Raw genomic sequence first — 23,752 nt, forward strand, 5'->3', positions numbered from 1 at the left:
ATGTCCGATACGCCCCCATCCTTCCTGGATCGCCGCGAAATGCTGGCCGCCGGCCTTGCCGGCATGGCGCTCACCGCCCTGCCCGGCCGCGCTTTGGCCCAATCGGGCGCACGCGCGCCCGACGCACCCCGCACCGGCAGCGCCAGCGTCGCCGCGCACCGGGTCGAAGTGCCCATGCCGCATGGCGGCGTGACCGCCGGCCATCCACTGGCCGCCATGGCCGGCACCCGCATGCTGATGCAGGGCGGCACCGCAGCCGACGCCGTGGTCGCGGCGATGGCGGTCATGAACGTGGTCGAACCCTGGGCATCCAGCGCAGGCGGCAACGGCTTTGCCACCTGCCTCGATCGCAAGACCGGCAAGGTCCAGTCACTGGCCTTCACCGGCGGCGCGCCGCGCCTGCTCGATCCCGATGGCGATCCCAAGGCGCTGGACCATGGCCCCAAGGCATTGACCGTGCCGGGCGCCTTTGGCGGCTGGATCGCGCTGGCCCGCCGGTTCGGCAAATTGCCGCTCTCGACCCTGCTCGAACCGGCGATAGGCTATGCCCGCGACGGCCACCCGCTCGATGCCTCCATCGCCATGTTCATCACGCGGGCGCAGAAGACGCTGGCACTTTATCCGACCAGCGCGGCGAACTTCCTGCCCGGTGGCCAGCCGCCCGCCCCGCGATCCATCTTCCGCAATCCCGATCTGGCCCGCAGCTTTCAGGCGCTTGCCGATGCGGAGAGCCAGGCGCTCAAGGGCGGCGCCGATCGGGATCGCGCGCTGCAGGCGGCGCATGACTATTTCTACACCGGCCCGATCGCGCAGGAATTTGCCCGCTTCTCGACACAGACCGGCGGCTGGCTGCGGCTCGATGACCTCAAGGCCTATCAGCCGCGCTGGGACGATCCGGTCACGACCAATTATCGCGGGCTGGACGTCTATTGCAGCCCGCTCACCTCGCGCACGGGGCTGGAATTGTGCGAACAGCTCAATCTGGTCGAGGGGTTCGACCTCGCCGCGCTGCCGGCCGACGATCCCCTCTTCACCCATTATCTGATCGAGGCGATCAAGGTCGCAAAGGCCGATGTCTATAAATATGCCGCCGATCCCAAATTCGCGCAGACGCCGGTCGAGGGACTGCTGTCCAAGCGCTTCGCCGCCGAGCGACGCAAGCTGATCGATGCGGCCCGTGCGGGCCTTTATCCCGAAGGCGGCAATGCCGCCGCCTTCGAGCGGGCCGCGCTGGAGCGGGCACGGCAGGATTTCGCGCATCAGGGTGATGATCACACGCGCGGCGGCGATACCACCAGCCTGTCGGCGGTCGACGCCGACGGCAATGCCATCGCGGTCACGACGACGGTCGGCGGCGGCTTCGGCACCTTCCTGGTGATGGGCAATACCGGCATATTGTTCAACAACGGCCTGCGCCTGGGGTCGTCCGCCCCCTATGCCGGCCATCCCAACAAGGTCGCACCGGGGAAGGTCGCCCTGCTCGGCAATGGCCCGACCATCGTCCTCGACAAGGGCCGGCTGAAACTGGTCTTCGGCTCACCCGGCGGCGAGACGATCGGCCAGACCCAGTTCCAGTTCCTGGTCAATATCGTCGATCGCGGCCTGCCGATCCAGGCCGCGATCGAGGCGCCACGCTTCGCGCTCGACGCCGATCCCAATTTCTACAGGCCCGGCGCGGCGATCACCGTTCAGGCAGAACGGCGCTTCCCGGACGCCACGATCCAGCGCCTGACCGCGATGGGGCACAACATCGAACTGGTCGGCCCCTATGCGATCGGCAGCGTGCAGGGCATATTGGCCGATGCGTCGGGCGCCCGCATGGCCGGTGCCGATCCCCGCCGCATGGGCTATGCTGTGGGCTATTGAGCAAGCGGGCCAGTCGCGGTGACGCGGCTGACCGGCTCGGGTCAAGGCTGCACTATTCCGGCAAGCCTTCCTCGCTAGCCGCATAACCGGTCGTGCGCAGCAGGCTGCGGCCGCGGCTATAGGCGAAATAGAGTGCCAGGCCGACGAGGTTCCACAGGCCGAAACGCAGCAGCGTCTTTTCCGGCAGGCTGATCAGCAGATAGATGCAGCCGATAATCGCCAGCGTGCCGACCAGATAGGGCTGCGGGCAGCGAAACACGCGCTTCATCTCCGGCGCCTTGCGGCGCAGCGCCATCATGCAGCCGGCGACCGCGATGAAGGCGATCAGCGTGCCGGCATTGGCCAGTTCGGCAATCTCGTCGAGGCGGAAGAAGCCGGCGACGGCCGCGACGAAGACGCCGGTGATCGCGGTGATGCGGGCAGGCGAGCCGGTCTTTTCCGACACCTTGCTGAGCGATCGCGGCAGCAGCCCGTCGCGCGCCATGACGAAGAAGATGCGGCTCTGGCCATACATCATGACCAGGATGACGGAGGGCAGCGCGACCAGCGCGGCGCCTGCCACCAGCCAGGCGGCGACCGGATGCTCCAGCGTGCGCAACACCAGTGCCAGCGGTTCGGACGAACCGGCCAGCGCCCGGTAGTCGAGCGCGCCGATCGCCGCGACAGCGACCGCCATATAGATGAGGGTGCAGACCGCCATCGATCCGACGATGCCGATGGTGAGGTCACGGCCAGGATTGCGCGCTTCCTCTGCCGAGGTCGCCACCGCATCGAAACCGTAGAAGGCGAAGAAGACGATCGCCGCCGCCGCCATCACGCCGCGCGTCATGCCACCTTCCACATGGCTGACGAAGCCATAAGGCATGAAGGGCTGGAGATGGTCGGACTGGAAGGCGGGCAGCGCCAGCGCGACGAAGGCGGCCAGCGCGGTCAGCTTGATGACCACCAGGACGATGTTGAGCGTCGCGCTTTCCCGCGTGCCCGCGATCAGCATGCCGGCGATCGCCAGTGCCACAAGCACGGCGGGCAGGTTGACGATGCCACCGCCATGTGGCCCGGCGAGCAGCATCGGCGGCAAACTGATCCCCGCCTGCTGGATCCAGCCGACCAGATAGCCCGACCAGCCGACCGCCACGGTGCTGCACGCCAGCGAATATTCCAGGATCAGGCTCCACCCCACGACCCAGGCCAGCGTCTCCCCCAGCACCGAATAGGTGTAGGTATAGGCGCTGCCTGCGGTCGGGATCAGCGTGGCCAGTTCGGCATAGGCCAGCGCCGCGCAGGCGCATACGGCCCCCGCAATGGCGAAGGCCAGGATCACCGCCGGCCCTGCTCGGTCGGCGCCCACGCCGGTCAGCGTGTAGATGCCGGTGCCGACGATCGCCCCGACCCCCAGCGCGATCAGATGCGGCCAGGACAATGTCTTGCGCAACTGCTGATGCTGCGCGTGATGACCGGCGCCGATCGGCTTGGTCGGTCCCCAAAATCCAGTGCTCAACCGAAATTTCCTTCCCTGTTCTTATGGACGTTCCGGTTGCTCGGTTATGGTTCAGTCGTCGGCGTCGAGCTGAACCATGAGATCGTCCATGGTTTTGCGGATATGTGCGACCGTGAGTTCGCGGATCAGTTGGCCGTCGCGGGCAAGCCAGGCATCGAGCATCTCGCGATGTTCGTCATTGGCGCGTTCGTCGCGGCCAAGCGGCTCCAGATGCTTGCGGACATAGCGTTCCGACAGAATATGGAGCCGTTCGAGAATATTGACCGACAGCGGCTGGTTGCTGGGACGCAGCAGCGCCATGTGGAAGGCACGGTTGAACGCGCCCACCCCGTCGCCACCTTCGTCGGTGACCTGATAGAGGGTGGCCAGCGTGTTGATCGCCGCCTGATGCTCCGCCTCGTCCGCCCGTTCGGCGGCCAACGCCATCACATCGGGTTCCAGCTTTAGGCGCAGCGCATAGACTTCGTCCGCCTCCACCCGGTTGAGGCTGCGCACGAAGAAGCCGCGATTGGCCTGCGACTTGAGCAACCCTTCCTGCTCCAGTCGGGCCAGTGCCTCGCGCAGCGGAATCTTGCTGATCCCCAGTTCGGCGGCCAGCGCGTCCTGGCGGATCGGCCCGTCGGGCGGCACCCGGCCGGACAATATGCGCTCGCGGACAAGGTCGACCAGCTGGTCGGACAGGTTTCGGATGACTAGGCTCATGCGGCGAACATAGCACAGAGCGGACGGCGGAATACAACTTCGTATATGATGGACGATCCCGCCCGCCCGCTCTGCAATGCCTGCCTCATACGACCGTGAAGCCGGCCCAGAACGGGTCTTCGCGGTCGACCCAGATGGTGTTGAAGCCGGTGGCGATCGCCGATCCCTCGATCGAGGGGATGATCGCCTTCTGGTCGCCAATCATCGTCTCGGTCTCGACCCGGCCGATGAAGCGGCTGCAGATATAGCTTTCATGCACGAACCGGTCGCCGACCTTCAGCTTGCCCTTGGCTGCCAGATGCGCCAGCCGCGCCGACGTGCCGGTGCCGCAGGGGCTGCGGTCAATCGCCCGCTCGCCGTAAAAGACGGCATTGCGGCCATCGGCGCCCTCGCCCTTGGGCTTGTCGGCCCACAGGACATGGCTGACCCCCTTGATGCTGGGTTCGAGCGGATGGACCGGCTGATATTGTTCGCGCACCAGTTCGCGAATGGTGCGGCTCAGTTCCACGATGCGCGATGCGCCGAGGTCGTCGAGGCCGGTATAAGCGCCCTGCGGTTCGACGATCGCGTAGTAATTGCCGCCATAGGAGACATCGACGCTAAGCGGCCCGAAACCCGGCACATCGATTGCGATCCCCTCCGCCGCCAGATAGGCGGGGACGTTGCGGATCTTGACCGAAGTCACGCGCTTGCCGTCGCTCGTATAATCGATGTCGATGATGCCGGCTGGCACTTCGACCCGCAGCCTGCCCGGCGTCGCCGGCTGGATCAGGCCATTTTCCAGGCCGAACGTCACCATGCCGATCGTGCCATGGCCGCACATCGGCAGGCATCCGCTGGTTTCGATGAAGAGAATGCCGATATCGGTACCCTCTCGCGTCGGCGGATAGAGGAAGCCACCCGACATCATGTCATGGCCGCGCGGCTCGAAGCAGAGACTGGTGCGGATCCAGTCGAAGCGGTCGAGAAAGTCCAGGCGGCGTTCCGCCATGGACTTTCCCTTGAGCAGCGGCGCGCCGCCCGCGACCAGACGGACGGGATTGCCCGCCGTATGGCCGTCTATGCAGAAGAATGTGTGGCGCACCGCGGACATCAGGCCGCCGTCAGGCTGGGCTGGGTGGCAGCGCACTGCTCGACCCAGCGGATGACGTCGGCGCGACGCTGGCCTTCCAGCGGCATACGCGGCAGGCGAACATGCTCGGTGCCGCGTCCCATGATGCTTTCGGCCAGCTTGATCGACTGGACCAGATCATGATCGGCATCGAGATGCAGCAGCGGCATGAACCAGCGATAGATGCGCAGGGCTTCTTCCAGATCGCCCCGGTTGATCGCCGCGACCAGCGCCACGGATTCGCTCGGGAACGCGCTGGTGAGGCCGGAAATCCAGCCATGGGCGCCCAGCAACAGCCCCTCGAACGCGACATCGTCCAGGCCCGCCATCAGGATATAGCGGTCGCCAAAGGCGTTGATCAGGTCGGTGAAGCGGCGCGGATCGGGCGCGCTTTCCTTGACCGCGACGATGTTAGGCGTGTCGGCGAGGCGGGTGAGCGCGTCGATGCCGATATTCACGCGATAGGCCGGCGGGTTGTTGTAGAGCATGATCGGCAGCGACGTCGCCTTGGCCACCGTCTCGAAATGGGTGCAAAGCTCGCCCACGGTCGGCACATAGACCATGGCGGGCAGCAGCATCAGCCCATCGACACCCAGCTTTTCCGCGTCCTGCGCGAAGGTGACGGCGCGGCGAGTGGTGAATTCGGACACGCCGACCAGGATCGGCACGCGGCCATCCACGACCTCGACCGCCGCCTTGACGACAGCGCGCTTTTCTTCGGCTTCCAGCGAGTTGTTCTCCCCGCAGGTGCCGGCGATGATGAGGCCGTCGACGCCATCCTTCACCAGCGCATCCAGGACAGCCTGGGTTGCGGGGATATCAACGTCCAGATCGGGGGTGAACTGGGTGGTGGCGGCAGGGTAGACACCACGCCACGTCAATTTTGAGGAATTCACATAAGCCTCCGTTGAAACTGAGGATCGTATACGGTATCTAATTGTCAACGCCAAGTGAAAAGAAGTCAATTGACCCAACACGCAATCATCATCGGCGGCGGCATCGTCGGAACATCCTGCGCTATCCGATTGCAGGAAAAGGGAATTTCAACACTGCTGATCGAACGGGAAAGCCCGCTGCGCGGCGCATCCTGGGGCAATGCGGGCCATGTCGCGGTGGAGCAGATCGACCCGCTCGCGTCGATGGCAACATTGAAGAGCTTCCCCCGACGGCTGTTCTGGCGCGGCGGCGCGCTCGGCCTGCCCTGGCGCGACATCGGTCGCTGGCTGCCCTTTTCACTGCGCCTGTTGAATGCCGCGCGCCCGTCGCGCTTTGCGGCAGGACGCGCGGCGTTAAAGGCGCTGCTGGGTCAGGCGATGCCGGCCTGGCAGCGGATCGACGCGCTATGCGCCGGGCCGAGCCGCCTGATCGAGGATGGGCATTTCATCGTCTGGGAAAGCGAGGCGAGCGCGCTGGCCGGGCGCCGCGCCTGGATGGCCGCCGATTGCGGCACGGCGCGTTTCCGCGATGCGACGGCGCGCGAGATGGCCCTGCTCGAAGCCCTGTTCCCCCATCCGATCATCGGCGCGATTCGCTGCGAAGGAAGTGGCCGCATCGCCGACCCGACCCGGCTGGCGCAGGATCTGAAGAATACGCTGCTGGCGGCAGGCGGGCGGATCGAGCAGGCGGAGGTTAGCGCGCTTACCACCCGTGATGGACAGGCGCAGGTGCAGCTGGCCGACGGCCAGACGCTGGACGCGGACCATATCATCGTCGCGACCGGCGCCGCATCGGACGCGCTGCTGCGCCCGCTGGGCCACAAGGTGCCGATCATCGCCGAACGGGGCTATCATCTGCAGACGCCGAACGCGCCCGAAGGCTGGCCGATGGACATGCCACCGGTGGTGTTCGAGGATAGATCGATGATCGTCACCCGGTTCGAGAGCGGCCTGCGCGCGGCGAGCTTCGTCGAATTTTCCAGCCTCTCTTCCCCGCCCGACCCGCGCAAATGGCAAAGGCTGCGCGCCCATGCCGCCGCGCTGGGCCTGCCCATCGAAGCAAATGCAAAGCGGTGGATCGGCGCCCGCCCGACCCTGCCCGATTATCTTCCGGCGATCGGCCGGAGTGACCGGGCGGATAACCTGCTCTATGCGTTCGGCCACCAGCATCTGGGGCTGACATTGGGACCGCTGACCGGGGAAATCATCGCCGCGCTGGCCACCGGCGCACCGCCACCGGTCGATGCCACGCCCTTTTCGCTCCGCCGCTTTGAAGGATAGAGTATGACACAGCAGATCGGCGGCTCCGACGCCGCCACCGAACTGGCCGGGCTTGCCCCCTGGTCCGATCGTGCGCCGGCCATCGCCGCCGCCGAATATCAGGCGCGCATTGCCAGGGCCCGTACCCTGATAGCGCAGGAAGGGCTGGACGCGCTGTTGATCGATGCCGGGACCAGCCTTGCCTATTTCGCTGGCGTGCCCTGGGGTGCAAGCGAGCGACTGGTGGCGCTGCTGCTGCCGCTCACCGGCGATCCAATCCTGATCTGCCCACGCTTCGAGCGCGGATCACTGGAAGCCGACCTCAAGATCGACGCTGGCGACCTGCGCCTGTGGGAAGAGGATGAAAGTCCGTCCGCCCTGGTCGCCGATGCGCTCAAGACGCTGGGCGTCGCCCGGCTGGGGATCGATCCGGCCATGGCCTTCCTGTTCGTCGAGCGCATTCGCGCTGCCGCGCCGGACGTGACGCTGGTTGCCGCCTCGGCCGTGATCGACGGTTGTCGCAGCCGAAAGTCGGCCGCCGAACTGGCGCTGATGCAGCAGGCCAAGTCGATGACGCTGGAGGTGCATCGCCGCGCCGCACGCATCCTGCGCCCCGGCATCACCGCGACCGAGGTGCGGCGCTTCATCGAAGCCGCGCACCGGGCGCTCGGCGCATCGGGCAGCAGCTTCTGCATCGTTCAGTTCGGCCGATCGACCGCCTATCCCCACGGCCTGCCGGGCGAGAGCGTGCTGGCCGAAGGCGAGATGGTGCTGATCGATACCGGCTGCACCATCGGCGGCTATCATAGCGACATCACCCGATCCTATGTCTATGGCGAGGCGGATGCCGAGCAGCGCCGCATCTGGGCACTGGAAAAGGAAGCGCAGCAGGCCGCGTTCGACGCGGTCAAGCCGGGCGTCCCCTGCGGCGCGATCGACGCGGCGGCGCGGCGCGTGCTGGAGGCAGCGGACCTTGGCCCGGACTATCGCCTGCCGGGTCTGCCGCATCGCACCGGCCATGGCATCGGCCTGTCGATCCATGAGGCACCCTATCTGGTGCGCGGCGACATGACCCCGCTGGAGCCGGGCATGTGCTTCTCCAACGAGCCGATGATCGTCGTGCCGGATCGCTTCGGCGTGCGACTGGAGGATCATTTTTACGTGACCGATACCGGGGCGGCCTGGTTCACCCCGCCCTCGGTCGCGATCGACCAGCCTTTTGCCTGAAATCGCTGGCGGCGCTCAGCTGAGCGCCGCCAGTTCCTCATAGAGCGCGCGGGGAATGCGACAGCCCTGATCGGGGGTGCGACGACGCGCCGCGAAGCGCCGCTGCGATGGCAGGCGCGCGCCTTGGCCGGTAATGCCGTCGAACAGCGCCTCGGCCCGCTGCATATGCTCGGCGGCCGCCGCGCCCAGGAAGCCGGCGGGATCGATGGCGATGATGAGTTCGCCGCCATAGGGCGATGCCTTGGCGCCATCGTCATGCGCCAGCGATTCCGCACTGGTCATATCGCCGATCAGCGGCCCGGCAATCAGTTCGACCATCGCCGACAGGGCCGATCCCTTGTGCCCGCCAAAGGTCAGCAGCGCTCCGGCCAGGCCCGCTTCCGCGTCGGTGGTCGGATGGCCCTGGGCATCGATCGTCCAGCCTTCCGGGATCGGCTTGCCGGCACGGCGATGCAGTTCGATCTCGCCGCGCGCGACCGCGCTGGTGGCGAAATCGAAGACAAAGGGATCGCCGCCGGGACGCGGCCAGCCAAAGGCGATCGGGTTGGTACCGAACAGCGGCGAGGTGCCGCCGGCCGGCGCGACCCAGGCATGGCTGGGGGTACAGGCGAAGGCGACCAGACCCTGATCGGTCAGCGCCTCGATCTCCGGCCAGAGCGCGGCGAAATGGACGCAGCGATTGATGCCCATGGCGGCGATGCCCATCGTCCGCGCCTTTTCCACCAGCAGCGGCAGGCCGTTGGCGAAAGCCAGTTGGGCAAAGCCGCCGGCCGCATCCACGCGCAGCAGTGCGGGCGAGACAGGGTCGACCACCGGCACGGCGTCCGGCACGACCTTGCCGCTGCGCAGCGTGTGGACGCAGTTGAGCAGGCGATAGACGCCATGCGACGCGCATTCGTCGCGCTCGCCGGCGATGATCGTCGCGGCGACGGGGCCGACATGCGCCTCCGCCAGACCATGGCGGCGCAGCACGGCATGGGCCAGATCCGCGACCTGCTGCAGCGTCAGCGTGACGCTTTCATCCGCGCTCATGCCTTTATTGCCCCTGCCGCAGCGTTGAAGATAGACATGCATCCTCCGTCTTGATCCCGAACCACAATCGCAATATCGTATACGGTATAACGATCACAGACAAGCCGGAGCCGCCATGTCCCACCGTCACACGCCCCTCAGCCGCAGGGCCATGTTGCTGGCCGCCACCGCCGTCGCGACGGCCCCCGCCTGGCAGGGATGGAGCAGCGTCGCCCATGCCGCGACCGGCAGTGCGCTGCCCGAATCGGCGCGCGCCTTGCCGCTAAATGCGACCCGGCTTCTCCCCTCCCCCTTTGCCGACGCGGTCGAGGGCAATCGCCGCTATCTGCTGCGGCTGGAGCCGGATCGGCTGCTGCACAATTTCCGCAAACATGCCGGCCTGACGCCCAAGGGCGCCATCTATGGCGGCTGGGAAAATGATACCATCGCCGGCCATACGCTGGGCCATTATCTGACCGCGCTCGCGCTGATGCACGCCCAGACCGGCGACGCCGAATGCGCCCGCCGCGCCGCCTATATCATCGCCGAACTGGCCGAGTGCCAGGCGGCGGCCGGCGATGGCTATGTCGCGGGCTTCACCCGCCGTCGCGACGATGTGATCGAGGATGGCAGGCTGATCTTTCCGGAGATCATGCGCGGCGACATCCGATCGGCCGGCTTTGACCTCAACGGCTGCTGGGTGCCCTTCTATAATTGGCACAAGCTGTTCGCCGGCCTGTTCGACGCCGAAACCCATCTGGGCAACAGCCAGGCGCGCGGCGTCGCGCTGGCCCTGGCCGCCTATATCGACGGCGTGTTCGCGAAACTGGACGATGCGCAGGTGCAGCAGGTGCTGGACTGCGAGCATGGCGGCATCAACGAGAGCTTCGCCGAGTTGCACGCCCGCACCGGCGATCCGCGCTGGCTGGCGCTGGCCACGCGCCTGCGCCATCGCAAGGTGCTCGATCCGCTGGCGCAGCGGCAGAACAGCCTGCCCTGGATCCACGCCAATACCCAGATCCCCAAGCTGATCGGCCTTGCGCGCCTGCACGAGATCACCGGCAATGCCGCCGATGCGATCGCCGCCAACTTCTTCTGGGAGACGGTGGTCGGGCAATATAGCTATGTCATCGGCGGCAATGCCGACCGGGAATATTTCCCCGATCCCGGCACCATTTCCAAGCATATCACCGAACAGACCTGCGAAAGCTGCAACAGCTACAACATGCTGAAGCTGACCCGGCATCTCTATGCCTGGAAGCCCGAGGCGCGCCTGTTCGACTATTATGAGCGCGCCCATATCAACCATATCCTGGCGCACCAGAACCCGGCCACCGGCATGTTCGCCTATATGGTGCCGCTGATGTCGGGGTCGCATCGCGTCTGGTCGGAACCGTTCGACGATTTCTGGTGCTGCGTGGGCAGCGGCATGGAAAGCCATGCCAAGCATGGCGAATCCATCTGGTGGGAAGATGCCGACCGGCCGGCCGACATGCTAATCGCCAACCTCTATATCCCCAGCGAAGCCGACTGGGCCGCGCGGGGCGCGAAGCTGCGGATCGAGAGCGGCTATCCGTTCGACGGCCACATCGCCCTGTCGATCCCGAAACTGGCGCGGGCTGGCCGCTTCACCCTGGCGCTGCGTATCCCCGGCTGGTGCCAGGGCGAGCGTATCGCCGTCAACGGCACGCCCCTGCCCGCCCCGCGCATCGCCGACGGCTATGCCCTGATCGATCGCAAGTGGAAGGCCGGCGATCAGGTGACACTGGACCTGCCTATGGCATTGCGGGTCGAAGCAACGCCGGATGATGCCCGCACCATCGCGCTGCTGCACGGCCCGGTCGTGCTGGCGGCCGATCTGGGCGCGGCCGACCAGCCCTTTGACGGTCCATCCCCGGCGCTGGTCGCCGCCGATGTGACGCAGGGCTTTGCCGCCACCCCCGGCGCCGTCCCCGCCTATCGCACCGCCGACATCGGCAAGCCCGCCGACCTCAGCTTCGCGCCCTTCTTCCAGCAGCGCGATCGCCGCACCGCCGTCTATTTCAAGCGCTTCACCCAGCAGGAATGGGGCGTCGAGCAGCAGGCCTTTGCCATCGAGCAGGCCCGGCTCCGTGATCTGGAGCGGCGCTCGGTCGACGTCATGCACCTGGGCGAGATGCAACCCGAGCGTGATCATGGGCTGGAAGCCAAACTCTCCTACACCACCACCTATCGCGGACGGCATGGGCGCGACGCGCGCACCGACGGCCATTTCCAGTTCCGCATGAAGGTGAAGCCCGGCCCGCTTATTCTGCAGGCCACCTATTGGGGCGAGGAGCGTAACCGGCTGTTCGACATATTGGTCGATGGCCAGAAAATCGCGACGCAGAAGCTGGATGCCGACCGGCCGGGCGAATTTTTCGACGTCACCTACGCCATTCCCGAAGCACTGACGCGCGGCAAGAGCACGGTGGTCATCCGCGTCCAGCCGGCCCCCGGCATGACGCGGGCCGGGCCGATGTTCGGCGCGCGCATTTTCACGCCCGCGGGCGAAACACGCACTTGACCCGCCTTAATCAAGGTATATCGTATACATTATTGATAGGAGCGGGGCGCCGGATCGCTTCGCCGAACAGGGAAGAGAGACATTCATGAAAATGCCCCATGCCGCATCCTTGCTCGCCATCGCCTGGCTCGCCGGCACGGCCCCGGTTGTCCTCGCCCAGACGGCGCCGGCCGCCAACGCACCGGCCGCACAACCAACCGCCGCCGACCTGAAGCTTAAGGCACTGTATGACGCCGAATGGACTTGGCGCCAGAAGGAATTTGCCCGGCTGCCCGGCAGCGGCCGGACCGAAGGCGGCGCCGACGATCATCTGCCCAGCGTGACGGCCGCCACCCAGCAGCGCCGCTATGCCTATTGGAGCGATATCCTCAAACAGCTCGATCAGATCCCCGACGCGCAGCTGTCGCATGAGGAGTATATAAACAAGGCGGTGTTCAAGACCTCGGTCTGGGAGAATGCGACCAAGATCAAGTACAAGACCTATGAGGCGCCGTTCAACAGCGACACCTTCTTCTGGACCGGCCTCAACCCGCGCACGCCCTTCTCCAGCGCAGACAATTATCGCCGCTATCTCGGCCGGATGAAGGACATCCCGCGCTATTTCGACGAGCAGATCGCGAACATGCAGGCGGGCCTGAAGCGCGGCTATACCGTGCCGCGCGTGTCGATCGAGGGGCGTGACAAGACGATCGAGCCGTTCCTGGCCGCCGGCACCGTCAATCCCTTCTACAAGGCATTCGCCGCGATGCCGGACACCATCCCGGCCGACCAGCGCCAGGCGATGCAGGCGCAGGCCCAGGCACTGATCCGCGACGCCATCGCGCCCAGCTATCAGAAGCTGCTGACCTTCATGCGCGGCGAATATATGCCCAAGGCGCGCAAGACGATCGACGCCTATTCGCTGCCTGACGGCAAGGCCTTCTATCAGGATCAGATCCGCGAATATACGACGCTGGACCTGACGCCGCAGCAGATCCACGAGATCGGCCTCAAGGAAGTCGCGCGCATCGATGCGGACATGAAGAAGACGATGGCGGATGCGAAATTCCAGGGCAGCTTTGCCGAGTTTCTGGAGTTCATGCGCACCGACCCGCAATTCTATGCCAAGACGCCGCGCGAGCTGCTGTCCTATTCCGCCTATGTCACCAAGAAGATGGACGGCCGGTTGAAGGACACGTTCAACCATCTGCCGCGCTATCGCTTCACCATCCTGCCGGTGCCGGACGAGATCGCGCCCATCTATACCTCTGGTCGGGGCGGGCTCGAATCCTGCCTGATGAACACCTATGACCTGCCCTCGCGCCCGCTCTACAATCTGACCGCGCTGACCTTGCACGAATGCAATCCGGGCCACAGCTTCCAGGCCACCTATGCGCTGGAGGCCCCCAATCGCCCGGCCTTCCGTGGCCAGACCTACTTCTCGGGCTATGGCGAAGGCTGGGGCCTCTATACCGAATGGCTGGGCACCAAGCTCGGCATGTATGAAACGCCCTATGAGGAATTCGGCCGCGAGACATTCGAGATGTGGCGCGCGGTGCGGCTGGTGATCGACACCGGCATGCACTCCATGGGTTGGACCCGCCAGCAGGCGATCGACTATATGGCCAGCCACACCGCGCTCGCGAAGCTCGACATCACCAATGAGGTCGATCGCTACATCGCCTGGCCGGCGCAGGCGCTGGCCTACAAGCTGGGCGAATTGTCGATCCGCAAGATGCGCGCCAAGGCCGAGGCGGAACTGGGCGACAAGTTCGATCAGCGCCCGTTCCACGACACGCTGCTCACCATGGGGTCGGTGCCGCTGCCGGTGATGGAGGCGGAGCTTGACCGCTTCATCCAGGCGGAAAAGGCCAAGGCCGCAGCCGGGGCTTCCGGTGCGGCGCAATAAGCGCATTCTCCTCCCCCTGATCGGCGCGGCGCTCTGCATGGGCGCCGCGCCGATCCCCCCTTCGGCGGAGACGGAGAAGGCGGCGATCCGCCAGGTGATCGCTGACATGGAGCTCGCCTGGAACCAGGGTGATTTTCGCGGCTATATGGCGGGCTTCCTCAACCCCGGCGTCACCTTCGTGTCGCGCGGCCAGTTCCAGCGCGACTGGCAGGGGACGCTCGACCATTATGTCCGCGACTATGGCGCCTCGCCCGAGACGCGCGGCACCCTCCATTTCTGCGACATCAGGATCGAGATGCTGGCGCCCGATGCGGCCCAACTGATCAGCCGTTTCCACCTTGCCGCCAAACCCGGCCAGTCTGGCATCAACACGCGGCTGATGCGCAAGGTCGAGGGCCGCTGGGTGATCGCCCTCAACCATGTGTCCGCGTTCGAGCCGGACTCGCCCCACCCCGCCTATTGCCAATGAGCGCCATGCCCCCCGCCGATCATCACGCCACTGCCACCTTCCTCGGCCATCCGCGCGGCCTGTTCATCCTCTTCTTCACCGAATTGTGGGAGCGTTTCTCCTTCTACGGCATGCGGGCGCTGCTGATCTTCTACCTGACCAAGCAGTTCCTCTTCTCCGACGAGCGCGCGGGCATGCTCTATGGCGCCTATATCGCGCTGGTGTTCGTCAGCCCGCTGATCGGCGGCTGGCTGGCCGATCGCTACCTCGGCGCGCGCAAGGCAGTGCTGTTCGGCGGCATCGTCATCGCCTGCGGCCATATCCTGCTCGGCCTCGATGGGTTGGGCGGCGACCGTGAGAGCGCAACCCGCATCTTCCTCGCCGGCATGGCGGTCATCGTGGTCGGCACCGGCTTCCTCAAGGCCAATGTCTCGGTGCTGGTCGGCCAGCTCTACCCCCGCGACGACATGCATCGCGATCCGGCCTACACCATATTCTACATGGGTATTAACCTTGGCGGCGCACTCGGCCCGCTCGTCTGCGGCCTGCTGGGCGAAACGATCGGCTGGTCCTGGGGCTTTGGCGCGGCGGCGCTAGGCATGATCCTAGGCATCATCGTCTTCGTCATGGGCAGGCCATTGTTGCAGGGCCAGGGCGAGGCGCCCGATCCGGACTGGCTGGCGAGCCCGCTGTTCGGCATCCGGCGCGAATATTGGCTTTACGCCAGCGCCCTGCCCTTCACGGCGGCGATGCTCGCCCTGCTCGCCAGCCCCGCGACGGTCGGCTATCTGCTGAGCGCCAGCGGCTTTGCCATGGACATCGGCCTGGTCGCCTATGCCTGCCTGAAGCTCGATCCCGCAGCGCGCGGGCGGTTGCTGGTGGCGATCTTCCTGCTGGTGGTGCAGCCGGTCTTCTGGGGGCTGTTCGAACAGACCGGCTCCTCGCTCAACCTGTTCATCGATCGGCATGTCGACCGCACGCTGCTGGGCATCACCGTGCCGGCCTCGCTGTTCCAGGCGGTCGGTCCCTTCTCCATCTTCCTGCTCGCGCCCTTCTTCGCCTGGCTATGGCTGAAGCTCGGCCGGCGCGGGCTGGAGCCGTCCGCCCCCGCCAAGTTCGGCCTGGCCATCATCCAGGTCGGCGCCGGTTTCCTGCTGCTGGTCGGCGCGGGCATGATGCTGCCGGGGGCGAAGATGCCGATGCTCTTCATCCTGCTGCTCTACCTGCTCCACACCATGGGCGAACTGTGCCTGTCGCCGGTCGGACTGGCAGCGATGTCGCGCCTGTCGCCCCCCCATATGCTGGGGCTGATGATGGGCACCTGGTTCCTGGCGACGGCGGGCGGCAATTTCATGTCGGGCGTGATCGCCGCCGCCATCGGCGCATCGGCGGGGGCAGACCAGGCCAGCACGGTGCTCGCCGCCTATGGCCGGATCGGCGGCCTTGCCATGCTGATCGGCCTCATCATCCTGATCGTATCGCCGCGTATCGGCCGCCTCATGCAACAAGGCGGCCGATAAGAGGTCAGTTACTCCGCGCCAGCAGCGCGACCAGTTCATCCTTCCAGAATTTCGCCCAGGTGTGGGTGCTGTGCCCCCGCGTCTCGGGCGAATAGGGGATCAGCCTGTAACGGGTGGTCTTCAGCCGCTTGGCTGCCGTTTCGGCCATGCCCATTTCCGGCGGATTGATGAAGTCGTCGGAGGAATTGATCCAGGTCATCGGCGCGCTGATCTTCTCCAGATCGGCGGACGGATCATAATCGCGCGAGGAATCGAGCTGGTAGAGATAATCATTGGCGTCGCGGCTGGCGATGTCGCGATCGAACCGTTCCTTCCAATAGGCGTCGACCGCGTCGCGCGTGGGGAATTGCACCTGCATGTACCAGGCAGCGGCACCGGCAATCTGCGACAGGCTGGATGCCGTGCGCAGGCCGAGCAGCGGCTGCGCCTTGTAATTACCGTCCTGCCAGGCGGGATCGGCGCGGATGCCGTCCATCGCCGCCTTGCGCCACATCCGGTTGCGCCCGGCGATCGGCGCTGCCTGGCACGCCATCGGCATCAGCGCACTGGCAAAGCCGGGATGCTTTTCGCCCCAGGCGAAGATGTGCATGCAGCCCATGGAGGTGCCGAAGGTCAGCCGCAGATGATTGACCTTCAGCCCATCAACCAGCATGCGGCGCTGCGCCTCGACCATGTCGTCATAATCATAATGGGGAAAGGCCATGCGCAGACCGTCGCTGGGCTTGGAGGAATCACCATGGCCGATATTGTCGGGCAGGATGATGAAATAGCGGCGCACGTCGAGCGGCTGGCCGGGGCCATACAGCTCGTCGGCAAATTGCGGCTGCAGGAATTGCGCGCCGGATCCGCCGGTGCCGTGCAGGATCATCACCGCATTGTCGATCCGCCCCTTGGCGTCGCGATGCGGCGTGCCGATGGTGCGATAATGCATCCGCAGTTCGGGCAGCTTCTCACCGGAGCGAAAGGCGAAATCGCGGATGACATGGTCGCCCTGCTTGACCTGCCCGGCATCGAAGCCCTGCGCCAATGCCGGCGCGGCGAGCAGCAATGCGGCAGCGGCGGCGAGCCGGGGCCAACGGGTTTTCATATATATGGTCCTCCCTTGGAACTTTACAAAGATGACGCATATGCGCATTTGACAGATTTGGTATACGATGTACGGTTCGCCGCGAATTTAGGCAACAGGCAGAGTCATGATCCCGAAAAACATCGCATATTCCGCCCTTCCCCTGCTGCTGACGGCACTGGCTGCGCCGTCGATCGCCGCCGACAAGCCTGCCCCGGCGGAGAAGGAAGAGGCCAAGAAGGACGATAGCGCCATCGCCCCGGTCGAGGAACAGGCGATGCCCAGCCGCGGGTCGGTGACGGTCGCCGGCAAGCTGATCCACTATACGGCCACGCCCGGCACGCTGACGATCCGCAACGATGCCGGCGAGCCGATCGCGAGCATGTTCTACACCGCCTATGTCGCCGATCGGGCCAAGGGCGCGAAGGAACGCCCCGTCACCTTCCTGTTCAACGGCGGTCCGGGTTCGTCGACCATGTGGCTGCACGTCGGCTCCTTTGGCCCCGTCCGGGTGGATACGCCGACGCCCGACACGGCTCGCCCCGCCCCCTTCTCCATCGGCCCCAATCCCGACAGCCTGATCGACCGCAGCGACCTGGTCTTCATCGACGCGATCAGCACCGGCCTGTCGCGCCCGCTCGGCAAGGCGCAGGGCAAGGATTTCTGGGGCGTCGATCCGGACATCGACGCCTTTGCCAGCGCCATCCAGCGCTATCTGACGATCAACAATCGCTGGAATGCACCCAAATTCCTGCTCGGCGAAAGCTATGGCACGCTGCGCGCGGCGGGCCTGGTCAACACGCTGCAGGAACGCGGCGTGCAGATGAACGGCGTGGTGCTGCTGTCGTCGATCCTGAACTATGGCATCCGCAATCCGGGCTATGACCAGATCAACGTCACCTATCTGCCCAGCTATGCCGCCACCGCCTGGTATCATAACCGCCTGCCCAACCGGCCGGCGACGCTGGAGCCGTTCCTGAGCGAAGTGCGCGCCTTTGCCCTGGGGCCCTATCTGTCCGCACTGGCCAAGGGCGACGACCTGCCCGATGGTGAGCGCGATGCGATCGCCACCCAACTCGCCGCCTATACCGGTCTGTCCAAGGGGTTCATCCTGCAGAACAAGCTGCGCATCGACCTCGGCCGGTTCCGCAAGGAGCTGATGCGCGACAGCAGCCGCACCGTCGGCCGGCTGGATTCCCGCTTCGTCGGCATCGATGTCGACGACAGCGCCGCCGACCCCGAATTTGACGCGGCCGACACCTCGATCAGCGGCGCCTATATCGCGGCGCTCAATTCCTATCTGTTCGGCACGCTCGGCTACAAGACGCCGCTCAGCTACCGCCCGAATTTCTACAAGGAGATCAGCCCGGCCTGGGACCAGCGCCACCGCGCACCGGGCGGCGGCGGCCGGCCGATGCCGGCGGCGGACACCGCGCTGGACCTGGCCCGCGCGATGCGCACCAACAGCCATCTCAAGGTACTGTCGCTCAACGGCTATTATGACATGGCGACGCCCTTTGCCGGCGCCGAATATGACCTGAAGCATATGCAGCTCGACAAGGCGCTGCAGGCCAATATCAGCTATCGCTATTATGAATCCGGGCACATGATCTACATCCACCCGGAGTCCATGAAGGGCCTGCGCCGCGACCTGCTGGCCTTCTACGACAGCGCCATGTGATCTATGGGCGCCGCGTCCATGAGGATGCGGCGCCGATTATGCTCAGCGCTTGTCCGCGACCATGAACAGGTGCGTCTGCGGCAGGGCCTGAAGATCGACCTCCTTACCGGCGACGAACAGCCGGCCGAGGCGGCGGATATTATGGATGTCGGCCAGCGGATCGGCGTCCAGCAGCAGCAGGTCGGCGATCTTGCCCGCCTCCACCGTGCCCAGATCCTGTAGTCGCCCGGCGGCCCGCGCGCCGTTGCGGGTTGCCGCGACAATCGCCTGCATCGGCGTCATGCCCAGTTCCACCAGCCCTTCGATCGCCAGCAGGCTCCCCTCGCCTGGCTCCTGCTCCGGCGATTTGGGGCCGCGGCGAAATTCGGGCGCATCACCCAGATAATTGTCGGTCGCGATCGTGACCGGGCATCCGGCCGCGACCAGCCGCTCGGCATTGCGCCGCTCGATCTCAGCATCGTCGCCGCGCATCGCCGCCCGGCGACGCAATTCGGTGCTGGTCAGCGCCGGCGGCATCTGCGCAATGTCCGCCACCGCCCTGGCGCGCCTGGCGATCTGCTTCTGTCGCACCGCGCCGGTGACCATGTTGGACCGCATCGCGCACAACGTCCCCTTTGACAGGATCAGCGCGATCAGATCGTCGGGATAGTCGCGGCTCAATATCTCGGGATGCTGGATCAGGTCGATCCCCGCCTCGACCGCCAGGCGCAGCCCTTCCGAACTGGTGGCATGGGTTTCCGCCATCTTGCCGCGCTTGTGCGCCTCCGCCACGATCACCGCCTGCTGGCGCGGCGAAAAGCCGATCAGCGAGGGCATCATGAAATGGCTGGTGCCGCCATATTTGAGGAAATCGACGCCCCGATCGAGATAGGCGCTGACGGCGGCCCGCAATTGTTCCGGCGTCATGTCCATCAGTTCCTCGCCCATGCCCTGGGCCAGCAGGTCGTTCCACTGTTCCTGAAACAGGGTCAGGTCGCGATCGCCGGTCAGCGAATAGGTCAGCGAAAATGGCCCACCCCAGCCCAATATATTGCCCGCCACCAGCATGCGCGCGCCGATCGCCTGGCCGCTGGCGATCCGGTCGCGCACCGCCAGCAGCGGCGGCAGCACGCCATAGCTGTCGCGCATGGTGGTGACGCCCGCGCGCAACTGGCGCTGGGCAAATTCGAGCGCCAGTTCCTCGTTCTGGTCGGCATAACGCGATGAGGTGTCGCGGCGCGCCGGATTGCCATAGACGGTCGCATGAACATTGGAGTCGATGAAGCCGGGCAGCAGATAGCGCCCGCGGCCGTCGACCTGCCGCGCCGAGGCCGGCGCCTTCAGCTTTGTGCCGACCGCTGCGACCTTTCCATCAGCGATGAGCACGTCCTGCCCGGTCCTGGCGGTGGCGCCAGTGCCGTCGATGACGGTTACGTCGCGTATCCATATTGTATCAGCTGCAACAATCTCGGGCCGGAACAGCCCCAGAGCCGCTCCAGACAGCAGCAGGGAACGAACAATTTTTCTATTTATTTTCATTACACTAACTCCCCATTCGACGCTTTTAGCCGGCGACTGCGGACTGACATTTAACTGCAATCTTGACAGGATCATGCAGCCTTAGCATGATTAAAGTATACGATATTCCATATACATTGAAGCGGTCAAAGAGCTGCAAAGACAGAGAGAGGAGCTGAACACCCGTCCGGGGGACCGTCAGGCGGTCCGGTACGCAGGAGCCGACATCGGCGCAGCATCCCACATTGCTGCGCATGCAAAATCATAATCTGTGTCGAATGAATTGAATCCTAGCGATTACAAGGGGATAGACCAATGATGACGATCCGACCGGCGGGCCTGTACGGCCGCCGCAATGCCTTTCTGTTGCTGTCGACCATCCTGGCCGGCGGCGGCTTGGGTTCCACCGCCCAGGCCCAGGAGGCGGCCCAGCCCTCCACCGACATCGTCGTCACCGGGTCGCGCCTGGTCCGCACCGATCTGACCGCGCCCAGCCCGATTTCGGTCATGGGCAGCGAGGATGTGAAGCTGTCCGGCAACGTCACGCTGGAAAAGACCCTGAACGAGATGCCGCAGCTGGCGTCGGGCACCACCTCCACGGTCAATAATGGCGGCGGATCGGGCGTGCTGACCGCCAATCTGCGCGGCCTGGGCAACACCCGCACGCTGGTGCTGGTCAATGGCCGCCGCTTCATCCCCGCCGATTCCAACGGCAATGTCGACCTTGCCTCCATTCCCGACGCCCTGATCAAGCGGGTCGAGATCATCACCGGCGGCGCGTCGGCCGTCTATGGGTCCGATGCGATCGCCGGCGCGGTCAACTTCATCCTCGACGACAAGTTCGAAGGTGTGGAAGCCAGCGCCCAATATGGCATTTCTGATCGCGGCGACGCCGAATCGAAGAAGCTCGACCTGACCTTTGGCACCAGCACAGCCGATGGCCGGGGCAATATCACCCTGTCGGGCAGCTGGACGCGCCAGTCGTCAATCACCCAGAATGATCGTGGTTTCAGCCGCACGCCGCTGGGCGAAGTCAATGGCCAGCTGGTCTATTCGGGGTCGGGCAGCATCCCCGGCACGCGCGTCCCGCTGAGCGCCGCGCAGCGCGCCGCCCTGACCGGCGTCAACCTGACACCCGGTGGCAGCTGCACATCGGTCACCGGCATTCGTTTTGGCGAGAATGGCACCGTCCTGCCCTATTGCCAGCCGGAAGATACCTACAACTACGCGCCCTATAATCTGCTGCAGCGTCCGCTCGATCGCTTCAACGTCGCCGCCAACGCCCATTATGAGGTGGCCGACAAGATCACCGCCTATGCCGAGGCCTATTTCGTCAACGCCAAGAATGACATGATCCTGGCGCCCGACAGCTTCACCCCGCTAACGCCCGGCGCCGCCTCCTCGACATTGCTGATCCCCAACTATGCCAGCAATCCGGTGCTGCCCGAAAGCCTGCGCCAGTTCTTCACCAACAATGCCGCCATCTTCGACACCAATGGCGACGGCACGGCGGAAATCGTCGGCGGCGGTCGCCGCGCGGACGAACTGGGCACGCGTAATTATCGCTATGAACGGCAATCCTACCAGATCACCACCGGCCTGCGCGGTGATGTGTCGCTGCTGGGCAGCGACTGGAAGTGGGACGCCTTCTACCAATATATGCGCAACCGCACCGACACCCGGAACGAGGGCCTGATTTCGCAGACACGCCTGTCGATGGGCCTGGACGCGGTCATCGATTCCTCGGGCAATGTCGTCTGCCGCAACCAGTCGCTGGGCTGCGTCCCCGTGTCGATCCTGGGTCTCAATTCGATCAGCCCGGAAGCCGGCGCCTTCCTGACCCCGGTGCGTGAAAGCCATGACATCTTCACCCGCCAGGTCGCGGGCGCCAGCATCGCCGGCACCCTGTTCGAACTGCCGGCCGGCCCGGTCTCGGTCGCGCTGGGTGCCGAATATCGCAAGGACAAATATACGTTCAGCCCCAGCCCGCTCGACCTGGCCAATGAATATGGCGCGGTGTCGCAAAAGGCGCTGGCCGGTGCCTATGACGTCAAGGAACTGTTCGGCGAACTGCGCATCCCGATCCTGGCGGACATGCCCTTCTTCGATACGCTCGCGATCGAAGGCGCGGCCCGCTATTCGGATTACAGCTCGGTCGGCAAGGTCTTCACCTGGAAGCTGGGCGGCGAATATGCCCCGGTCAGCTGGATCCGCATCCGCGGCGCCTATAATAGCGCGATCCGCGCGCCCAATATCGCCGAACTCTATACGGCGGTGACCCGCGGCTATTCCAGCGGCACCGATCCCTGCGCCATCCCGACCTCGGGCGGCGACAATCGCAGCGACGCGCTCAAGAATTTCTGCGTCGCCACCGGCGTGCCGGCGGGCGAGATCGCCAACTTCACCCAGGCGACGCTGGGCCTCAACCAGGACAGCGGCGGCAATCCGAACCTGCGCGAGGAAAAGTCGAAGACCTACACGATCGGTGCCGTCATCTCGCCGCCCTTCATCCCGCGCCTCAACATCACGGTCGACTATTTCAACGTGAAGGTCGACGACGCGATCATGACCGTCAACGCGCAGCAGACGATGAACGACTGCTACACGATGATGGATGCGGGCAGCGCCACCTGCCGGGCGATCACGCGCCTGGGCAATGGCCAGCTCGACTATGTCAGCGTGTCGAGCAACAATATCGGCTCGCTCAAGGTCAACGGCATCGACGCGCAGGTCGATTATCGCGTGCCGCTGCCCGGTGCGCTGTCGCTGGGTGACGATGCCAGCCTGTCGTTGCAGGCGATCGCCAGCTGGCTGTTCGAGCGCACGACGCAGGTGCTCGCCACCTCCGCCCCGCAGGATTGCGCCGGCTATTATGGCGCGGGCTGTTCGGTCGGCACTGGCGGCTTCATCACCCCGGACTTCAAGCTGAACCTGGGCGCCACCTATGCCAGCGGCCCGCTGAGCTTCCGCCTGCAGGGCCGGATGATCGGCGACCTGAAGCTCTATCCGACCGCGACCAATGTAGTGAAGTCTGTGGACCCGGTCTGGTATCTCGACACCAGCTTCTCGATCGACGCGACGGAGACCTTCTCCTTCTTCGGCGGCGTCAACAACCTGCTCGACCGGCAGCCGCCGATCCTGGGCACGACGCTGGTCGGCGACGCCAATACCGACGTGTCGCTCTATGACACGCTGGGTCGCCGCTACTTCGTGGGCGCACGAATGAAGTTCTGACCCGTTAGATGGGCGGGCCGGAGCCGTGGCGCTCCGGCCCGCCACTTACAACAGCTATAGAGATCAGGCTCAATGATGCGACCGGCAAGGTCGATCGGGTCGGCGGCGTCGATTACACGATCAAGGACGGCATCATCTATGATGCAAAGGCGTTGCGCGCTGAAGTCCGCGCCATGGTCGCCCGGCAGAAGGCCGAGCGCGGCATACCACCGGGCATCATGACGATCGAGAATGCGGAGGCCTCTACGCTACCATGAGGTCTT

Annotated in this window: 17 protein-coding genes; 10 read left to right on the forward strand and 7 right to left on the reverse strand. The window is 65.3% G+C overall.

All coding sequences use genetic code 11. The features are described 5' to 3' along the window. Complete coding sequence (locus AC13EK_RS12075; protein WP_069338445.1) at positions 1-1,866, forward strand: gamma-glutamyltransferase; 1,866 nt, start codon at positions 1-3, stop codon at positions 1,864-1,866. A 52-nt stretch (positions 1,867-1,918) separates the two neighbouring features. On the opposite strand, the gene AC13EK_RS12080 is transcribed toward AC13EK_RS12075, so the two are convergent. The 4 genes from AC13EK_RS12080 to AC13EK_RS12095 form a co-directional block, all read right to left on the reverse strand. Then, positions 1,919-3,364 carry an amino acid permease gene (locus tag AC13EK_RS12080; RefSeq protein ID WP_483022210.1) on the reverse strand — a complete coding sequence of 482 codons (1,446 nt, stop codon included), beginning with the start codon at positions 3,362-3,364 and terminating at the stop codon, positions 1,919-1,921. 51 nt (positions 3,365-3,415) lie between these two features. Next, a complete protein-coding gene (locus tag AC13EK_RS12085; RefSeq protein ID WP_004212495.1) occupies positions 3,416-4,066 on the reverse strand; it encodes a GntR family transcriptional regulator in 651 nt (216 codons plus the stop codon). Positions 4,067-4,151: 85 nt separating this feature from the next. Further along, positions 4,152-5,159, reverse strand: a complete 1,008-nt coding sequence (locus AC13EK_RS12090) for a 4-hydroxyproline epimerase (protein WP_069338427.1) — start codon at positions 5,157-5,159, stop codon at positions 4,152-4,154. Then, positions 5,159-6,058 (reverse strand): dihydrodipicolinate synthase family protein, encoded by a 900-nt coding sequence (locus tag AC13EK_RS12095; protein WP_010339130.1) that lies wholly within the window; start codon positions 6,056-6,058, stop codon positions 5,159-5,161. The genes AC13EK_RS12090 and AC13EK_RS12095 overlap by 1 nt, the downstream gene beginning before the upstream one ends. Positions 6,059-6,142: 84 nt before the next feature. Between AC13EK_RS12095 and AC13EK_RS12100 the strand changes: the two genes are divergently transcribed. Together AC13EK_RS12100 and AC13EK_RS12105 are read left to right on the forward strand one after the other, a co-directional pair. Beyond that, a complete protein-coding gene (locus AC13EK_RS12100) occupies positions 6,143-7,393 on the forward strand; it encodes an NAD(P)/FAD-dependent oxidoreductase (RefSeq protein WP_010339129.1) in 1,251 nt (416 codons plus the stop codon). A 3-nt stretch (positions 7,394-7,396) separates the two neighbouring features. After that, positions 7,397-8,599: a M24 family metallopeptidase gene (locus AC13EK_RS12105; protein ID WP_069338426.1), complete on the forward strand. Its 1,203-nt coding sequence runs from the start codon at positions 7,397-7,399 to the stop codon at positions 8,597-8,599. 15 nt (positions 8,600-8,614) lie between these two features. On the opposite strand, the gene AC13EK_RS12110 is transcribed toward AC13EK_RS12105, so the two are convergent. Further along, positions 8,615-9,631, reverse strand: a complete 1,017-nt coding sequence (locus tag AC13EK_RS12110) for an Ldh family oxidoreductase (RefSeq protein ID WP_170828760.1) — start codon at positions 9,629-9,631, stop codon at positions 8,615-8,617. A 115-nt stretch (positions 9,632-9,746) separates the two neighbouring features. Between AC13EK_RS12110 and AC13EK_RS12115 the strand changes: the two genes are divergently transcribed. From AC13EK_RS12115 to AC13EK_RS12130, 4 genes are all read left to right on the forward strand, one after another. Next, on the forward strand, positions 9,747-12,155 hold the full coding sequence (locus AC13EK_RS12115; RefSeq protein WP_234792477.1) for a glycoside hydrolase family 127 protein: 2,409 nt from the start codon (positions 9,747-9,749) through the stop codon (positions 12,153-12,155). Between the two features lie 85 nt (positions 12,156-12,240). Continuing rightward, positions 12,241-14,043: a DUF885 domain-containing protein gene (locus AC13EK_RS12120; protein ID WP_069338423.1), complete on the forward strand. Its 1,803-nt coding sequence runs from the start codon at positions 12,241-12,243 to the stop codon at positions 14,041-14,043. A gap of 37 nt (positions 14,044-14,080) precedes the next feature. Then, positions 14,081-14,512 (forward strand): YybH family protein, encoded by a 432-nt coding sequence (locus AC13EK_RS12125; protein WP_069338444.1) that lies wholly within the window; start codon positions 14,081-14,083, stop codon positions 14,510-14,512. Next, positions 14,509-16,011 (forward strand): peptide MFS transporter, encoded by a 1,503-nt coding sequence (locus AC13EK_RS12130; protein ID WP_069338422.1) that lies wholly within the window; start codon positions 14,509-14,511, stop codon positions 16,009-16,011. Before AC13EK_RS12125 ends, AC13EK_RS12130 begins: the two co-directional genes overlap by 4 nt. Before the next feature lie 4 nt (positions 16,012-16,015). Here the strand turns inward: AC13EK_RS12130 and AC13EK_RS12135 are convergent, their stop codons facing one another. Then, on the reverse strand, positions 16,016-17,098 hold the full coding sequence (locus AC13EK_RS12135) for an alpha/beta fold hydrolase (RefSeq protein WP_069338421.1): 1,083 nt from the start codon (positions 17,096-17,098) through the stop codon (positions 16,016-16,018). A gap of 106 nt (positions 17,099-17,204) precedes the next feature. Between AC13EK_RS12135 and AC13EK_RS12140 the strand changes: the two genes are divergently transcribed. Further along, complete coding sequence (locus AC13EK_RS12140) at positions 17,205-18,758, forward strand: S10 family peptidase (protein ID WP_069338420.1); 1,554 nt, start codon at positions 17,205-17,207, stop codon at positions 18,756-18,758. 42 nt (positions 18,759-18,800) lie between these two features. On the opposite strand, the gene AC13EK_RS12145 is transcribed toward AC13EK_RS12140, so the two are convergent. Next, on the reverse strand, positions 18,801-20,123 hold the full coding sequence (locus tag AC13EK_RS12145) for an amidohydrolase family protein (RefSeq protein ID WP_069338419.1): 1,323 nt from the start codon (positions 20,121-20,123) through the stop codon (positions 18,801-18,803). A 447-nt stretch (positions 20,124-20,570) separates the two neighbouring features. Here AC13EK_RS12145 and AC13EK_RS12150 point away from each other — a divergent pair, with 447 nt between their 5' ends. Together AC13EK_RS12150 and AC13EK_RS12155 are read left to right on the forward strand one after the other, a co-directional pair. After that, positions 20,571-23,489 (forward strand): TonB-dependent receptor domain-containing protein, encoded by a 2,919-nt coding sequence (locus AC13EK_RS12150; protein ID WP_069338418.1) that lies wholly within the window; start codon positions 20,571-20,573, stop codon positions 23,487-23,489. Between the two features lie 8 nt (positions 23,490-23,497). Continuing rightward, positions 23,498-23,746, forward strand: a complete 249-nt coding sequence (locus AC13EK_RS12155) for a hypothetical protein (protein ID WP_069338417.1) — start codon at positions 23,498-23,500, stop codon at positions 23,744-23,746. Positions 23,747-23,752 lie beyond the last annotated feature (6 nt).

This window comes from Sphingobium sp. L-44 (assembly GCF_056859495.1).

Bases quoted from the DNA above. Each gene is read 5' to 3' on its own strand.
- AC13EK_RS12105 (WP_069338426.1), top strand. From the start codon at position 7,397: ATGACACAGCAGATCGGCGGCTCCGACGCCGCCACCGAACTGGCCGGG.
- AC13EK_RS12150 (WP_069338418.1), top strand. From the start codon at position 20,571: ATGATGACGATCCGACCGGCGGGCCTGTACGGCCGCCGCAATGCCTTT.
- AC13EK_RS12075 (WP_069338445.1), top strand. From the start codon at position 1: ATGTCCGATACGCCCCCATCCTTCCTGGATCGCCGCGAAATGCTGGCC.
- AC13EK_RS12115 (WP_234792477.1), top strand. From the start codon at position 9,747: ATGTCCCACCGTCACACGCCCCTCAGCCGCAGGGCCATGTTGCTGGCC.
- AC13EK_RS12120 (WP_069338423.1), top strand. From the start codon at position 12,241: ATGAAAATGCCCCATGCCGCATCCTTGCTCGCCATCGCCTGGCTCGCC.
- AC13EK_RS12110 (WP_170828760.1), bottom strand. From the start codon at position 9,631: ATGAGCGCGGATGAAAGCGTCACGCTGACGCTGCAGCAGGTCGCGGAT.
- AC13EK_RS12135 (WP_069338421.1), bottom strand. From the start codon at position 17,098: ATGAAAACCCGTTGGCCCCGGCTCGCCGCCGCTGCCGCATTGCTGCTC.
- AC13EK_RS12155 (WP_069338417.1), top strand. From the start codon at position 23,498: ATGGGCGGGCCGGAGCCGTGGCGCTCCGGCCCGCCACTTACAACAGCT.
- AC13EK_RS12140 (WP_069338420.1), top strand. From the start codon at position 17,205: ATGATCCCGAAAAACATCGCATATTCCGCCCTTCCCCTGCTGCTGACG.
- AC13EK_RS12125 (WP_069338444.1), top strand. From the start codon at position 14,081: ATGGGCGCCGCGCCGATCCCCCCTTCGGCGGAGACGGAGAAGGCGGCG.
- AC13EK_RS12130 (WP_069338422.1), top strand. From the start codon at position 14,509: ATGAGCGCCATGCCCCCCGCCGATCATCACGCCACTGCCACCTTCCTC.
- AC13EK_RS12085 (WP_004212495.1), bottom strand. From the start codon at position 4,066: ATGAGCCTAGTCATCCGAAACCTGTCCGACCAGCTGGTCGACCTTGTC.
- AC13EK_RS12090 (WP_069338427.1), bottom strand. From the start codon at position 5,159: ATGTCCGCGGTGCGCCACACATTCTTCTGCATAGACGGCCATACGGCG.